Source organism: Rhodococcus sp. KRD162 (genome assembly GCF_017168335.1).
In the GTDB taxonomy this organism is placed as follows: domain Bacteria; phylum Actinomycetota; class Actinomycetes; order Mycobacteriales; family Mycobacteriaceae; genus Rhodococcoides.
On record NZ_JABFAU010000016.1, the window covers coordinates 233014 to 247861 of the forward strand.

Here is a 14848-nt window from a genome sequence, read left to right on the forward strand (position 1 = left end):
CGAGCATGGGGCGGGCGTCAGCCCAGTAGTGACCGACGCTCGGTGTGGGTGAACGTGAAGATCGTCGCGCCGAGGCTGATGAGTGCGGCGATCAGCAATACCTGAGGGCCGGTGATGACAACGCCGATGACAGCACCGATCGCCCCGCCCAACGCGAAGGACCCGAGCAGGATCGAGTAGCACAGCCAGTCGTAGTACGTCCCTCCGCCGCACAGGTGTCGCTCGATGCCCTGGCCCAGTTTGACCAACGTGCCCGTGACGTAGCTCAGCGGAATGTACGTCTCTTCTTTCTTCGTGAATGCGGTGTTGAGTGCGCCGAGTGCGAAGGCCACCAACAGAATTGGGTAGAAATTGACGGTGGCGGAGGACCAGCCGGAGATGGCGATGTCCAGCGATGCCGCTCCGGCGAGCGCGACGGTGGTCAGCACCGTCGCGCCGTGGGGATGATTGGACCAGTAGCGACGCCGGCAGATCGACGAGACGACCACGCCGGTCAGGAACGAGCCCATGAGGGCCAAGGCCGCAATCGGCGAGGCACCAGGGGCAACCTCCTTACCGTCGGGGTGGCCGAAGTGTCCGACGACGGCACGTTCGGTGTTGCCGGTCATGAACGTCACGAAATAGCCGGCAGAGTGCAGGAATGCGACGGCTCCGACCATTCCAGCGAGTCCGGACAAGATCCACGACAGTCGAGCTTCGGCACCGACGGCGGTCTCGCGGCTGATCGCCACAGGAGAAGTCATGACTCGATTCTCCGGGCATGCGGCGAACCGGCAATCTATTGAGTCAACGATCACAGGACCGACATCGTCTGCTTACTCGCGACCATTGTTCGGTGTGTCGGCGGGCCGTTCACGTCGTACCCGGCAGGCGCGGTTTCGCGCGCATCGCGGCGGGGGTGAGCCGGTTCGGGGGTTGCCTCCTCGGTGCCGATTGGGAGCACCGGTTGATCACCGTGTCGCGGAGGCCTGCACTCCAGGGTTGTCCGCCGCCGAGAATTCCGATCATTCTGCCGGAAGGGCTACCTGTGTCGTCAGGTACCTGGTAATGTCGGTAACAGGTACTGAAAGACTTTCGACGATGGAAGGAACCACGGCGATGACCAGCACACTCTCCAGGAATGACGTCCTCGAGCCCGAGGATGTGTCCGCTCGTTTGCTCGATTCCGCCGCCCAACTGTCGTACGACCCGGCCGAGGAGGTCGACTGGGAGGCCGATCTCGATCCCTCCCTCTACGGACTCAACCCCGAGTGGAGCACGCTCTACGGCACGAAGCTGTGGGACGAGATGAGCGAGGAGCAGCGCATCACGCTCACTCGTCACGAGGTCTGCTCCATCATGAGCACCGGCATCTGGTTCGAGATGATCCTGCAGCAAATGGTCCTGCGTGATCAGTACTGCAAGGACTCGTCGAACTCGGATTTCCAGTTCGCGCTCACCGAGATCGCCGACGAATGCCGCCACTCGATCATGTTTGCCCGCGCCTGCCAGAAGATGGGCATCAAGGCATACCTGCCGCGCCGTTCGAGTATCGAGCTCGGCCGCGGCTTCAAGGCTCTCGCCTCGGCCGAGGTGGCCTACGGCGGCATCCTCGTCGCCGAAGAGGTCCTCGATGTGATGCAGCGCGACTGGATGCGCGGCGAGAACGTACTGCCTCTCGTGCGCACCACGAGCAAGATCCACGTCGTGGAAGAGTCGCGGCACATGACCTTCGCTCGCGCGCAGATGCGCGAGGAGATCGCCCAGAAGAGCCCGGCCCGCCGCAAGGCCAGTGCCCTCGTCGTCGCGATCGCCGCTCGTCTGATCGTGTCCAACATGGTCAACAAGGAGGTCTACGCAGCGGCAGGTCTCGATGTCGACCGCGCGGTGAAGGAAGCGAAGAACAACGCTCACCACCACACGATGATGCGCACTTCGAGCGAGCATCTGATGGCGTTTCTTCTCGATTGCGGTTTGATCACCAAGCCGGCCGAGATGATCTACCGTCGACTGCACATGCTCTGACAGCGCTTTTCGAGGCCGTGAAGGACATCTGAGAACCCATGCCGTTCGCGATCACGCAGAACTGTTGCAACGACGCATCCTGCCTGTCGGTGTGCCCGGTCAACTGCATTCACCCGACACCCGACGAGCCGGACTTCGGTAAGACCGAGCTGCTCTACATCGATCCGCGTTCGTGCATCGACTGCGGTGCCTGCGCGGATGCATGCCCGGTCGACGCGATTGCACGCGTGTCTCGGCTGACGCCGGACCAGCAGATCTACGCCGACATCAACGCCGATTACTACAAGGACAAGCCCGCCGTGGCGGAGTGGGGCGCGCCTCGGTTCCCGGTGGCGACGGTCAACGATCTGCCGCCGATCGACATCGCCATCGTCGGGACCGGACCGGCTGCCTGCTACACCGCCCAGGCGCTGCTGCGCGTGCCGGGCACCGAAATCACGTTCTACGACCGGCTGCCCACCGCGGGCGGTCTCGCCCGCTACGGCGTCGCTCCGGATCATCTCGGTACGCGGCGCATCAGCGAGCATTTCCGGGGAATTTTCGCGCATCCGCGGGTGACCATGAAGCTCGGAGTGGAGGTCGGCAGGGACGTCGACCATGTGGAACTGGCTCGAAAGTTCGATTCCGTCGTGTACGCCGTCGGGGCCGACAAGGATCGAGCGCTCGAGATTCCCGGCATCGACCTCGACGGTTCGGTCAGCGCGCGCACCCTGGTGGGTTGGTACACCGGTCATCCAGATGTGCCTGCAGACGCGATCGACCTCACCGGCGTGGACCGGGTCACCATCATCGGAAACGGCAACGTCGCCCTCGATGCGGCCCGCATCCTCACCGCGGACCCGGATCAGCTCGAAGGAACCGAGATCGCCCCACACGCGTTGGCCGAATTGCGTCGCCATCGGGTGTCGGAGGTCGTCGTCCTGGCTCGGCGGGGGCCGGAGTTCGCGGCTTTCACCCGTTCGGAGTGCAAGGCCCTGGTCGATCGCCCCGGTGTCGATGTCGTGGTGGCGGGACCCGATGGAATCGTCGAGGCGCTCGATCGGCTTCCACTGTCGGCTTCGGCGTCGGCGTTGGCCGGTGTTCCTCGCGTCGAGTTGGGTTCGAAGGCAGGAGTGGAGGGCCGTATCGTTTTCGCCTTCGGTCGGGCACCGGCTGCTCTGCATGGCGAGGACTCGGTGCATGCCATCGAGTTCGGTGTCGGCGAGCATGCCGTGACGTTGCCGACCGAGCTGGTTCTCTTGGCCATCGGATATCGCGGAACCCCGGCACCGGGTGTTCCGTTCGACGACATCACGGGCACCATCTGCAACGTCGGAGGGCGTGTCACTGCCGCGGACGGCAGCCCGGTTCCTGGCTGTTACGTGGTGGGTTGGGCCAAGCGGGGTGCCACCGGCGGCATCGGCGACAACAAGATCGATGCCGAGGAGACGGCCGAAGCTCTGTTGGCCGATGTCCCCACCCGAGGCTCTGTGCGTCCGCGTGGTTGGTACGGAAAAGTGAGTGCGGCTCTGGGCGATCGGGTGTCGAGAGCGCGCTGACCAGTCGAGGGCTGTTCGGTTCTGTTCACATTGTGTAGCAGCCGCATTCGAGTCTGAGCATTTTCGGCGCGCTGTGCGCCGCGCAGGGTTACCGTTGAGTATGGCTGAACGGGGGGCCAAGCCCCAGGTTTCTTTCGTACGACGGACGATGCTGCGCGCAGTCCGGTCATTGTTCAATCCTCTTCGTCCCGACGACTACTTGTCGATGATCAATCCGCTGTGGACCACTCGCGAGCTTCGGGGGAAGGTCGAGCGGATCGTTCCGGAGGGGTCGGAGGCGGTCTCGGTGTACATCCGTCCCGGTTTCGAGTGGGCCGGTCACACGCCCGGGCAGTACGTCCGGCTCGGTGTGTTGATCGACGGTCGGTACCACTGGCGGGCGTATTCCTTGACCTCCGATCCGGACCCGAAAGACGGGCTGGTCAGTGTCAGTCCCAAGCTGGTGCCCTCGGGCACCGTCTCGCCGTATCTGGTGGGCACCATCAGAACCGGCGATATCGTCCGGCTCAGCGAGGTGGAGGGCGAGTTCACTCTGCCGAGTCCTGTTCCGGACAAGATGGTGTTCATCAGCGCGGGCAGCGGCATCACCCCGATCATCAGCATGTTGCGGTCCCTGGACCATCACGATCAGGTTCGCGATGTCGTGGTGGTGCATTCGGTGCACAACCGTGAGCAGTTGATGTTCGCCGATACCCTCGACCAACTCGAGGCCAAGCACGACGGGTTGACGGTGAAGCTGCGGATCACCAGCGACGAAGGGCGAATGAAAGCGTCCGAATTGGATGAACTGGTCCCGGATTGGCGTGATCGAGAAGCATTCTGCTCCGGCCCGGGCGAGCATCTGGACGATCTGCGCTCGTACTGGAAGGACCAGGGCGATTACGACCGCTTCCATCACGAGAGTTTCCAGCCGGTCATCGGTGGTGGTGACGATGCGGGTGAGGGCGGCACCGTCAAGTTCCTCAACAGCGAGAAGGAAGTCGAATGTGACGGCGGCACAACAATTCTCGCCGCGGGTGAGGAAGCCGGCCTGGATCTGACCTTCGGCTGCCGAATCGGCATCTGTCACACCTGTGTCGGCACCCTGAAAAAGGGACGTTTACGTGACCTGCGTAACGGGGATGTCTCCGAACCTACGGGGCAGGCCGTTCGGATCTGTGTCAATACTGCTGAGGGCGACATCGAAATCGAACTCTGATCAACACATCGAACAGGGGAATGTATGACTATCGACGAAACCACCAGGCGTACCGATACCAGTGATGAGCCCGTGAGCCCACTGGCGCACCTGAGTGACGAGACCATTGCCGAACTGGCCAAGGAGTTCGACGCCATCCACGACGAGGTGTACGCCAGCCTCGGGGACAAGGACCGTAAGTACATCACCTCGGTGATCGCCGCTCAGCGCCAGCTGCTCGTGGCGGGCCGAGTGCTGTTGCTGGGGTCCACCAGCAAGCCCGCATGGCTGGCAGGCACCGCATGCCTCGGTATCGCGAAGATTCTCGAGAACATGGAAATCGGTCACAACGTCATGCACGGCCAGTGGGACTGGATGAACGATCCGGAGATTCACTCCTCGGTGTGGGACTGGGACACCGCATCCACTGCCAGCTCGTGGAAGCACTCGCACAACTACGTTCATCACACGTACACCAACATTCGCGGTAAGGACAAGGATCTCGGATACGAGATCATGCGCATCGATCCGCGGCAGGAGTGGCATCCGGCGTATCTCGCCCAGCCGCTCTACAACCTTCTGCTGATGGCGTTCTTCGAGTGGGGTGTTGCGCTGCACGATCTCGATATCGAGGCCATTCGTCGCGGTGACAAGCCCGTCAAGGACCTCATCGAGGACCTCAAGGGAATCGGCGTCAAGGCGCGTAAGCAGTTCGTCAAGGACTACGTGGGTTGGCCGCTGATCAGTGCCGGTGCGTTCGCGCTCGCGCAGGTGGTCTCGGGTGGTCGCCTGTCCGAGAGCAAGAGGTCGAGGCTCGCCTCGAAGCTGCGGTCGTCGACGCGATTCGGTAAGAACCGTCGCGCGGCATCGTTGCTGGACAGTCGATTCAGCGGGGTCGAGAGCACGTTCCTGTCCACGTTGGCGGCCAACTTCACGGCCAACATCATCCGCAACGTGTGGTCGCACGGCATCATCTTCTGCGGTCACTTTCCTGATCAGGCGTACACCTTCAGTCAGGAAGAGGTGGAGAACGAGACCCGAGGCGGCTGGTACGTCCGTCAGCTCGTCGGAGCGGCCAACATCGACGGCGGCCCATTCTTCCATCTGATGAGTGGCAACCTGAGCTACCAGGTCGAGCACCATCTGTACCCGGATATGCCCAGCACCCGTTACTCGGAAGTGGCTCCCAAGATCAAGGACATCTGCGAGCGCTATCAGCTGCCCTACAACTCGGGACCGCTGATGCAGCAGTACGGCATGGTCCAGCGGACCATCGCACGGTTGGCCTTCCCCGGTGGCAAGGTTCGGCCCAAGCCCGGCCCTTACCGTCCCGAGGAGAGCTGGCGTCGTAAGTTCGCCGAGGGTGCCACCAAGGACAGTGAGGCCGCGAAGACGCGTGGCCGCGTGCCGTCCGGTCACCCCGCGGCCGGACCGGAGCACAACTCCGGCGGTGTCGACGTTCAACCGCCGCCCCGCGGCGACGACTGACGTACCCCCTCGAGCTCTACCCGACCGCGGCCACCCGATCACCGGGTGGCCGCGGTTGTTTCGTTGTGGTTTCGCCTCGAGTCGGCCTCAGGCGGTCCTCAGGGTTCGCCGGTACCGTCTGGTCACAGGGGCGTGACGTCGGTGTCAGCGGGTTTCGAGAGACAGAGGTGATCGCGTGTCCGTGGACCACAACAGAGATGTGTTCGACAGTGCTCGGGTGGCAGCGGCGTACGTCGAATACGCCGGTCCCACCGATGGTTTTCTCGACCGGGGGGAGGCTGCAGCGTTGGTCGCTGCGGCCGGGGTCTCGCGCGGAACACCGGTGCTGGACGTCGGTGTCGGCAGCGGTCGAACCACGGCGATGCTGCGGCTGATGAGCGAGAGCTATGTGGCGATCGACTACGCGCCCACCATGGTCGATGCGTTTCGGCGGAATTTTCCGAACGTGCAGGCGTACGTGGCCGACGCGCGCAATCTGGAGAACTTCGCGGACGGCGAGTTCGGCCTGATCGTCTTCAGCAACAACGGAATCGATACCGTTACCCATGACGAGCGGGGTCGAGTTCTCGCAGAGTTTCACCGAGTCCTCGGTGCGTCGGGAATGGTGGTGTTCTCCACCCTCAACCGCAACGGACCGTCCTTCGGGGAGACTCCGTTTCAACTGAGCCGGCCGACCCAGCCCTTCACGTTCTCACCGAAACGGGCGGTGACCGCGGCCGGACGCCGACTACTCGATCCTGCCGGAGTTGTTCGCAGCGTGAGGAATTGGTGGTCGGGAAGGACCCGCGTCGACGACCGCGGCACGTGGGCCACCGCTCCACTCGCCGCCCACGACTTCGCGCCGTTCATGCACTTCACCACCGTCTCGGATGTGCGGGCACTGGTGACCGAGGCGGGTTTCACGATCGTGGAGATCTTCGCCGACGACGGGTCGATAGTCGAGCCCGACGCGGTGACGAGTTCGGCCGACAATTTCACCGTCGTCGCGCGTAAGTAGTTCTCGCGCAAGCAGGTCCTCAGCGTAGTCGTTCGAGAGCCTCGGTCATCTTCTCCACCGTCTCGGGTGCGACCTTCGCTTCGAATCCAGCCTTGAGGAATGGACCGGCAACCTTTGCGGCACCGTTGAATTCGACGCGAGCGTGGTAGTCGATTCGGGTCGACTGCGGCCCCTCGTCCGTCAGAGTGATGTCGTCGACACTCGTGGCGGTCTTGTTCTCACCTTCGAAGACGATGTGGTTCGGTTCGTCGGTGACCAACGTGTAGGTCAGCTCGGTGGTGATCCCGAACAACTTCGAGACGTTGTGCCACTGCGTACCCGCGGCGACTGGGCCGTCGGACACTTGTCTACAGCTCTGGGTTCCGGGATCCCACTCCGACGCGTGGGCGAAGTCTCGGAGATACGCGGCGGCGTTCTCGCGCGCGACCGCAACGGTGAAGGTTCTGGTGACGTCGACCATCGTGTTCTCTTTCTTGTCTGGGTGGGTCAGTTCTCGACGGTGACGCCGAGATGGTCGGCCAGTCGCCCCATGGTGCCGACGATCTGCTCCTCGGTCACCCGGGGAAAGCCCGCCGCCGCCCGAAACTCCGGGTCGGTGACGCGGGACCAGTCGTAGACCTGGGTCAACGCAGTACGGTCCTCGGACAAGTCGTCGAGTTCCCACGACCATCGCGTACCGCGAGGCTCCATGCCCTGGCGTCGGGGAATCCAGCCGATGCGTCGGTCCTGTTCGAAGACGAAGACGGTGTTCTCCATGACGTACTCGCCCAGCTGCGGCTGATACATCTGCATCGCGAAGGTGTCACCCACCTCACGCATCGGCACCGGGTCGATCGCGCCGCGGAGCATCTCCGAGCCGTCGACGGCAGCGTGAACCTCGGGGTTGGCCAGCGCTGTGAACACCGATGCCGGGGGTGCGGTAATCACGCGGCGGACGGTCAACTCATCGGTCATGGGGTTACGCCTTCCGGTGGTGGCACTGGTTGTGTTGGTCTACCCGGGCGGGCACAGATGGAAACTGTGGCTCGGGTTTTGCCTCGCAGTGGACACAATGACGAAACACGACCGCCACGTCGCGTTCGTACAGTCGCCCCGTCGGACTCCGCACAATCCAGCTGCGGAGCGCACACCGTGTCGAGGGGTAGCCATGAGTGGAAATGCCGTCCGCCTGCAGGCGATCAAAGACGTCGAGGCCTATGTACCGCCTGCGGTCAGCTTCGTCGGAGACGAGAAGCCGGGCGAGATCTTCGGTGAGAACGTCTTCAGCAAGGTCGTCATGCAGAAGCGTCTGCCCAAATCGGTGTTCAAGTCGGTGATGGCGACGATCGACAAGGGCAAGAAGCTCGACCCCATGGTCGCCGACGCGGTCGCGTCGGCGATGAAGGACTGGGCGCTCGAGAAGGGCGCGACGCATTACGCGCACGTGTTCTACCCCCTCACCGGGTTGACGGCCGAGAAGCACGACAGCTTCTTCGACCCCGTCGGGGACGGCAGCGCACTCGCCGAGTTCGCAGGCAAAACGCTGATTCAAGGCGAGCCCGACGCATCGAGCTTCCCCAACGGCGGCCTGCGCAACACGTTCGAGGCCCGTGGATACACCGGCTGGGACGTCACCAGTCCCGCATACGTGCTAGAGAACCCGAACGGGAACACCCTGTGCATCCCGACGGTGTTCGTCTCGATGACCGGCGAAGCGCTCGACCACAAGACGCCGCTGTTGCGATCGCAGCAGGCAATGGGCGCTCACGCCGAGCGGATCCTGAAGCTGTTCGGGCACGAGGACATCGAGAACATCGTCTCGTTCTGCGGGCCGGAGCAGGAGTACTTCCTGGTCGACCGCCACTTCTTCCTCGCTCGACCCGATCTGCTCAATGCCGGTCGCACCCTGTTCGGTTCGAAGCCGCCCAAGGGCCAGGAATTCGACGACCACTACTTCGGTGCCATCCCCGAGCGAGTGCTCGGCTTCATGATGGACACCGAGCGTGAGCTGTTCAAGCTGGGAATCCCGGCCAAGACTCGGCACAACGAGGTTGCTCCCGGACAGTTCGAGATCGCGCCGATGTTCGAGCGCGGCAACATCGCAGCAGATCACCAACAACTGCTGATGACGATGTTCAAGACGATCGCCAAGAAGCACGGCATGGAGTGCCTGTTCCACGAGAAGCCCTTCGAAGGCGTCAACGGCTCGGGTAAGCACGTCAACTTCTCGCTCGGAAACTCCCAGCTGGGATCGCTGTTGGTGCCCGGCGACAATCCGCACGACAACGCGCAGTTCCTCGTCTTCTGCGCCGCCGTTATTCGCGCGGTGCACAAGTACGGCGGTCTGTTGCGCGCCTCGGTGGCGTCGGCGACCAACGATCACCGACTCGGTGCCAACGAGGCACCGCCCGCGATCATCTCGATCTTCCTGGGCGACCAACTGGCCGACGTCTTCGACCAGATCGCCAAGGGCGCAGCCACGTCCTCGAAGGGCAAGGGCACCATGATGATCGGTGCCGACACTCTGCCGGTGTTGCCGACAGATCCGGGCGACCGAAACCGGACGAGCCCGTTTGCGTTCACCGGCAACAGATTCGAGTTCCGCGCACCCGGTTCGATGCAGACCGTCAACGGCCCCATGGTCACGATCAACACGATCATGGCCGAGGCGCTCGATTACATGGCGACCAACCTCGAAACTGCTGTCGCCGAGGGCACCGACTTCGACACCGCGGTGCAGAACCTGCTGACGGAGATCATCACCGAACACGGGGCAGTGGTGTTCAACGGCGACGGCTACTCCGACAACTGGCAGATCGAGGCGCAGGCACGCGGCTTGCCGAACCTGCGGACGACGCTCGACGCGCTCCCGGAACTCGTCTCGGAGTCGGCGATGGAACTGTTCGAGAAGTACAAGGTCTTCAACCACCGAGAGATGCACTCGCGCTACGAGGTAGGACTCGAGCAGTATGCGCTGACGGTGTTCGTGGAGGCGCGTCTGACCCTCGAGATGGGGCAGACCTCCATCCTGCCCGCCGCGGTGCGATACCAGACCGAGTTGGCGCAGAACGTCAGTGCACTCTCCGGTGCCGGAATCGACCCGGACATGTCTGCGCTGCAGGCGGTCTCGGAGCCGCTGTCCGAGCTGCGAAGCGCGCTGGCCACCTTGAAGGCCGCGCTCGAGGCCGATCCAGGCGGTGAGGCACTCGCCGAGGCCACTCATGCGAAGGAAGAACTGCTGCCTGCGATGGCGGCCGTACGATCCGCTGCGGACATCCTCGAGGCGATGGTGGCCGACGATCTGTGGCCGCTGCCGACGTATCAGGAGATGCTCTACATCTTGTGAGTGCGCTCCACGTTCCACTGGTGTAGTTGCGTGAGCAATATCTCGAGGCGGAATAGCTTCATGGTTCTCGTGGGTTCGGCGTAGTGACGCACGTTGTGCACGCCCGTGAGGAGAAGAGATCCATGAAGTTGTTTTCCCCGATGACCCTCGGTGACCTGAAGCTCGACAACCGCCTGGTGATGGCCCCGCTCACGCGAATGCGTTCCGGGCCAAGCGGTGTGCCCGGCCCGCTGGTGGTCGAGTACTACAGGCAGCGGGCATCTCTGGGTCTGCTCGTCAGCGAGGGCACCTACCCGAGCCGGGCCGGTCAGGGTTTTCCTGGTCAGCCCGGCTTGGTGACCGATGAGCAGATCGAGGGCTGGCGCACCGTCGCCGACGCAGTGCACGCCGACGGCGGGGTGATCTTCGCTCAGGTGATGCACGCAGGCCGCGTCACTCACGAGGCGACGACCGGCGGCCACGAGGTCGTCGGGCCCAGCGCGATCGCGATCGACGGCCGGACTCATACCTACGAGGGCAAGAAGCCGTACCCCACCCCGCGAGCATTGCGCGAGGACGAGCTGCCGTCGGTGATCGAAGAGTTCGTGCAGGCGTCGAAGAACGCGGTTGCCGCCGGAATGGACGGCGTGGAGATCCATGGTGCCAACGGTTACCTGCTCCACGAGTTCCTCTCGCCTGCATCGAACATTCGGGAAGATGCCTACGGCGGCTCGCCGGAGAATCGAGCGCGATTCGTCGCCGAGGTCGTCGAGGCAGTGGTCGCGGCGCTCGGTGCGGGCCGGGTGGGTATTCGGATCTCTCCGGCGCACAACATTCAGGACGCGCTCGAGACGGACTCCGAGGATGTGCGTGCCACCTACCGAGCGTTGGTGGATCGAATCGCACCACTCGGTCTTGCGTATCTCAGTGTGCTGCACAAGGAACCGGCGGGCGAACTCGTCCAGGACCTGCGGCGGGCGTTCGGCGGCACGGTACTGGTCAACAGCGGATTCGGTGAGATCACCAGCCGCAACGAAGCACGAGCTCTGCTCGACGAGGGAATCGGCGACGCTGTGGTCGTCGGCCGTCCGGCGATCGCCAACCCCGATCTCGCCTACCGCTGGCGCGAGGATCTGCCGCTCAACGAGCCGGACCAGAGCACCTTCTACACCGATGGTGCCCAGGGGTACACCGACTATCCGGCCCTGCAGCACTGACGTATACCCCGGGCACGCGGACGGCGATGCGTGCCCGGGGTATACGAACTGCGAACCGCAGACCTAGAAGTCTGCGGTTTTGCGGGCGCGCACCTTACTGACGATCGAGAAGACGACGGCGATGGTCATCAGTGCGTAGAGCACGATCGTGATGCCGCTACTGACCAGAATCGTGGGATCGCCCTCACTGACTGCCAACGCGCGTCGGAGCGATTCCTCGGCGAGTGGGCCGAGGATCACCGCGATCAACACCGGTGCCAGCGGAATGTCGTAGCGGCGCATCATGAATCCGACGATGCCGAGCCCCAGCATGAAGATCAGGTCCACGATCGACGCACTCGACGCATAGACCCCGAGCGCAGCGAAGACCGAGATACCTGCGTAGAGGTAGTTCTTCGGGATCTTGAGCAGCTGCGCCCACAAGGGTGCGAACGGCAGGTTGAGGATCAGCAGCACGATCATCGCAACGAACAAGCTGGCCAGCAGAGCCCAGACGATGTCGCCGCTGCGCTCGAACAGCAGTGGTCCGGGCTGCATGCCGTATTGCTGGAAGGCCGCCAACATGATCGCGGCAGTCGCGGACGTCGGCAGACCCAGAGCCAGCAGGGCACCCATGGCTGTGCCTGCGGTGGAGTTTCCGGCGGCCTCGGGACCGGCGACACCGCGAATTGCCCCCTTGCCGAACATGGGCTTCGCCCGCTTGCGATCGAGCCTGCGCTCGGTTCCGTACGCCAGGAAGCTCGGCACTTCGGCACCGCCCGCGGGAACCACACCGAACGGCACACCGAATGCAGTGCCGCGCAACCATGCGGGTAGCGCATCGCGGAACTCGGCCTTGCTCAACCACGGTCGTCCCTGTGATTTGATCAGTGTCCGATCCTCGGGGCGGCCGATCTTCGACGCGATGTGGATGACCTCACCGAGTGCGAGCATGGCCACGGTGATGACGACGATGTGGATGCCGTCGAACAGGGCCGGTACCTCGAAGGTGAATCGTGAAGCGCCGGAGGGACCGTCGATGCCGATCACGGCCAGCGTGAGACCGATCAACAGTGCGGTCAGACCTTTGAGCACGGAGTCCGACACCACCGCAGAGGTCGCGATGAAGGCGAATACGGCCAGGGCCAGGTACTCGGCGGGTCCGAAATTGGTTGCCAGCGATGCAAGAGTCGGGGCGAAGAACACCACCAGAGTCGTTGCAACGATGCCGCCGATGAATGCGCCGATGGCAGAGGTCGCCAAAGCCTGTGGAGCCCGTCCGTTCTTGGCCATTCGATGGCCCTCGAACGTGCCGGCGATGGCGGTGCTGTTGCCGGGGGTGTTCATCAGAATTCCGGAGATGGAATCGCCGAACAGACCGCCGAAATACACTCCGGCGAACATGATCAGCGCGGCTGTGGGGTCGAGGGTGAACGTGACGGGCAGCAGCAGTGCCACCGCCATGGCCGATCCGAGGCCCGGTAGGACGCCGACGGCGGTGCCGAGCAGTGCGCCGACGAACACCCAGACGATGTTCATCGGAGTGAGCGCGGTGCCGAACCCGTCGAGAAGGTTGCTCAATGAATCCATCAGAAGTTCAGCTCCGTCAGAAGATCTGGGCGAGGACGCCGCCGGGCAAGTTCAGGCCGAGGCCCGCGGAGAATGCGATCTGAATTGCGCTCGAGACCAGAAGAGCCACTGCCGCGTCGAACACGTACCGGCGTCCGCCCAATCCGATCGACACACCCCAGAAGAGCACTGCGCCGGCCAGGACCCAGCCGAGCGGGTCCAGCAGGGCGATGAACACAGCCACCGATCCGACGGTGATCGACAGCGTGCGCCAGTTGCTGACCGAACCGCTGTGCGGTACTCCGTCGTCGTCGACTCCACGGTCGATCACCTCGGGGGTGACCATCAGTTGGATGGCGACCAGGACTGCGACGACGAAGCAGCCACCGGCGACGATGGCCGGAAACACTTGTGGACCAGGTGAAGTGGCAGTGGCCGGCACTTCCATGGTGACAGTTCCGTAGACCAGGAACACGCCGAGCGCGACGAGCAGAGCGGGGACGATCAGCCCACTGCGGCCCGTCCAGAAGGATCGGCTCGTTTCGGTAGTCGTCGTTGTCATACCAGCCCCAACTCCTCGAGAATTCCGGTGATACGTGCCTGCTCGACGTCGAGGAACTCTCCGAATTCGTCTCCGGTCACCACCGATTCCTTCCAGCGGTTGCGTTCGACGGCCGTCGCCCACTGCTCGGTCTCGACCATCTCGCCGACGATCTCGATGAGGGTCTGTCGGTCCTCGTCCGAGATCCCCGGTGGCGCAACGATTCCTCGCCAGTTGACGAGATCGACGTTGTAACCCTGTTCGATGAAGGTGTCCACATCGAATCCGTCGAGCGGTTCGGGCGATGCCACGGCGAGAGCCCGCACGTTGCCTGCCTCGATCTGATCGCGAAAGTCGTTGAAACCACTGACTGCAACGCCGACGGTGTTGGAGAGCAGAGACGTCAGCACTTCACCTCCGCCGGAGTAGGCAATGTAATTGATTGCGGCAGGGTCGATGTCGGCTTCCTGTGCCAACTGCCCGGCGACGATGTGGTCGATGCCGCCGAGTGAGCCGCCGCCGATGGGAAGTCCGCCCGGGTTGGCCCGCCAGGCCTCGATCATGTCGTCCAGATTCTGGATCGGTGAATCCTGGGGGACGACGAACACCTCGAAGTCCTCGGCGAGCTTGGCGATCGGGACGGTGTCGGCGAGAGTGGTCTCGGACCTGTTGATCGCGATTCCGCCGAGCATCACGGTGCCGGTGATCATCACCGTCGTCGGCTGACCTGCGAGGTTTTCGAGCTGGCTCAGACCGATGGTGCCACCGGCTCCGGGAACGTTGACGACCTGGGCATTGTTGACGATGCCATCGCTGCGCAGCGCCTGCTGCGATTCGCGTGCCACCAGATCCCAGCCTCCGCCCGCGGCGGCCGGTGCTATCAATGTCAGTTTGGCGCGGGCGTCGGAGCCGCTGGTACTGCGGGCGGCGTCGATGCCTGCCACAGTCACCGCTCCCACCACCACCAATGCACCGACAGTCCGTAGGAGTGTGGGAGAGATCGCCATCAGAGACCTTTCGTGTGATGTGTCACA

The 14848-nt window shown here is 63.5% G+C and carries 13 protein-coding genes; 7 read left to right on the top strand and 6 right to left on the bottom strand.

Annotated features, from left to right (window positions below; all coding sequences use genetic code 11):
* Positions 1-17: 17 nt before the first annotated feature.
* A complete protein-coding gene (locus J1M87_RS23275) occupies positions 18-743 on the bottom strand; it encodes a YoaK family protein (protein ID WP_206492163.1) in 726 nt (241 codons plus the stop codon).
* Between the two features lie 355 nt (positions 744-1098).
* Between J1M87_RS23275 and J1M87_RS23280 the strand changes: the two genes are divergently transcribed.
* From J1M87_RS23280 to J1M87_RS23300, 5 genes are all read left to right on the top strand, one after another.
* Entirely contained in the window at positions 1099-2004 is a 906-nt protein-coding gene (locus J1M87_RS23280) for a diiron oxygenase (protein ID WP_206492164.1), read from the top strand.
* 38 nt (positions 2005-2042) lie between these two features.
* On the top strand, positions 2043-3542 hold the full coding sequence (locus J1M87_RS23285) for an FAD-dependent oxidoreductase (RefSeq protein WP_206492165.1): 1500 nt from the start codon (positions 2043-2045) through the stop codon (positions 3540-3542).
* A gap of 100 nt (positions 3543-3642) precedes the next feature.
* Entirely contained in the window at positions 3643-4740 is a 1098-nt protein-coding gene (locus tag J1M87_RS23290) for a ferredoxin reductase (protein WP_206492166.1), read from the top strand.
* Between the two features lie 24 nt (positions 4741-4764).
* Positions 4765-6207: an acyl-CoA desaturase gene (locus J1M87_RS23295; protein WP_206492167.1), complete on the top strand. Its 1443-nt coding sequence runs from the start codon at positions 4765-4767 to the stop codon at positions 6205-6207.
* Between the two features lie 175 nt (positions 6208-6382).
* A complete protein-coding gene (locus tag J1M87_RS23300) occupies positions 6383-7204 on the top strand; it encodes a class I SAM-dependent methyltransferase (protein WP_206492168.1) in 822 nt (273 codons plus the stop codon).
* Between the two features lie 19 nt (positions 7205-7223).
* Here J1M87_RS23300 and J1M87_RS23305 read toward each other — a convergent pair whose 3' ends face one another.
* Positions 7224-7664: an SRPBCC family protein gene (locus J1M87_RS23305; protein ID WP_206492169.1), complete on the bottom strand. Its 441-nt coding sequence runs from the start codon at positions 7662-7664 to the stop codon at positions 7224-7226.
* Positions 7665-7690: 26 nt separating this feature from the next.
* The gene (locus tag J1M87_RS23310) at positions 7691-8158 is read right to left on the bottom strand and encodes an SRPBCC domain-containing protein (RefSeq protein ID WP_206492170.1); all 468 of its coding nucleotides are present in this window, start codon (positions 8156-8158) and stop codon (positions 7691-7693) included.
* A gap of 193 nt (positions 8159-8351) precedes the next feature.
* On the opposite strand from J1M87_RS23310, the gene J1M87_RS23315 reads away from it, so the two are divergent.
* Both J1M87_RS23315 and J1M87_RS23320 read left to right on the top strand, forming a co-directional pair.
* On the top strand, positions 8352-10529 hold the full coding sequence (locus J1M87_RS23315) for a glutamine synthetase III (protein ID WP_206492171.1): 2178 nt from the start codon (positions 8352-8354) through the stop codon (positions 10527-10529).
* A gap of 122 nt (positions 10530-10651) precedes the next feature.
* Complete coding sequence (locus J1M87_RS23320; RefSeq protein ID WP_206492172.1) at positions 10652-11725, top strand: alkene reductase; 1074 nt, start codon at positions 10652-10654, stop codon at positions 11723-11725.
* Between the two features lie 63 nt (positions 11726-11788).
* On the opposite strand, the gene J1M87_RS23325 is transcribed toward J1M87_RS23320, so the two are convergent.
* Genes J1M87_RS23325 through J1M87_RS23335 form a run of 3 tightly spaced genes read right to left on the bottom strand, consistent with a single transcriptional unit; the run spans position 11789 to position 14821 of the window.
* Entirely contained in the window at positions 11789-13294 is a 1506-nt protein-coding gene (locus tag J1M87_RS23325; protein ID WP_206492173.1) for a tripartite tricarboxylate transporter permease, read from the bottom strand.
* 16 nt (positions 13295-13310) lie between these two features.
* Positions 13311-13835, bottom strand: a complete 525-nt coding sequence (locus J1M87_RS23330) for a tripartite tricarboxylate transporter TctB family protein (RefSeq protein ID WP_206492174.1) — start codon at positions 13833-13835, stop codon at positions 13311-13313.
* A complete protein-coding gene (locus J1M87_RS23335) occupies positions 13832-14821 on the bottom strand; it encodes a tripartite tricarboxylate transporter substrate binding protein (protein WP_206492175.1) in 990 nt (329 codons plus the stop codon). Before J1M87_RS23335 ends, J1M87_RS23330 begins: the two co-directional genes overlap by 4 nt.
* Between the last annotated feature and the right edge of the window lie 27 nt (positions 14822-14848).

Coding starts and splice junctions, on each gene's coding strand:
- J1M87_RS23275 (WP_206492163.1), bottom strand. CDS start 743: ATGACTTCTCCTGTGGCGATCAGCCGCGAGACCGCCGTCGGTGCCGAA.
- J1M87_RS23280 (WP_206492164.1), top strand. CDS start 1,099: ATGACCAGCACACTCTCCAGGAATGACGTCCTCGAGCCCGAGGATGTG.
- J1M87_RS23285 (WP_206492165.1), top strand. CDS start 2,043: ATGCCGTTCGCGATCACGCAGAACTGTTGCAACGACGCATCCTGCCTG.
- J1M87_RS23290 (WP_206492166.1), top strand. CDS start 3,643: ATGGCTGAACGGGGGGCCAAGCCCCAGGTTTCTTTCGTACGACGGACG.
- J1M87_RS23295 (WP_206492167.1), top strand. CDS start 4,765: ATGACTATCGACGAAACCACCAGGCGTACCGATACCAGTGATGAGCCC.
- J1M87_RS23305 (WP_206492169.1), bottom strand. CDS start 7,664: ATGGTCGACGTCACCAGAACCTTCACCGTTGCGGTCGCGCGCGAGAAC.
- J1M87_RS23310 (WP_206492170.1), bottom strand. CDS start 8,158: ATGACCGATGAGTTGACCGTCCGCCGCGTGATTACCGCACCCCCGGCA.
- J1M87_RS23315 (WP_206492171.1), top strand. CDS start 8,352: ATGAGTGGAAATGCCGTCCGCCTGCAGGCGATCAAAGACGTCGAGGCC.
- J1M87_RS23320 (WP_206492172.1), top strand. CDS start 10,652: ATGAAGTTGTTTTCCCCGATGACCCTCGGTGACCTGAAGCTCGACAAC.
- J1M87_RS23325 (WP_206492173.1), bottom strand. CDS start 13,294: ATGGATTCATTGAGCAACCTTCTCGACGGGTTCGGCACCGCGCTCACT.
- J1M87_RS23330 (WP_206492174.1), bottom strand. CDS start 13,835: ATGACAACGACGACTACCGAAACGAGCCGATCCTTCTGGACGGGCCGC.
- J1M87_RS23335 (WP_206492175.1), bottom strand. CDS start 14,821: ATGGCGATCTCTCCCACACTCCTACGGACTGTCGGTGCATTGGTGGTG.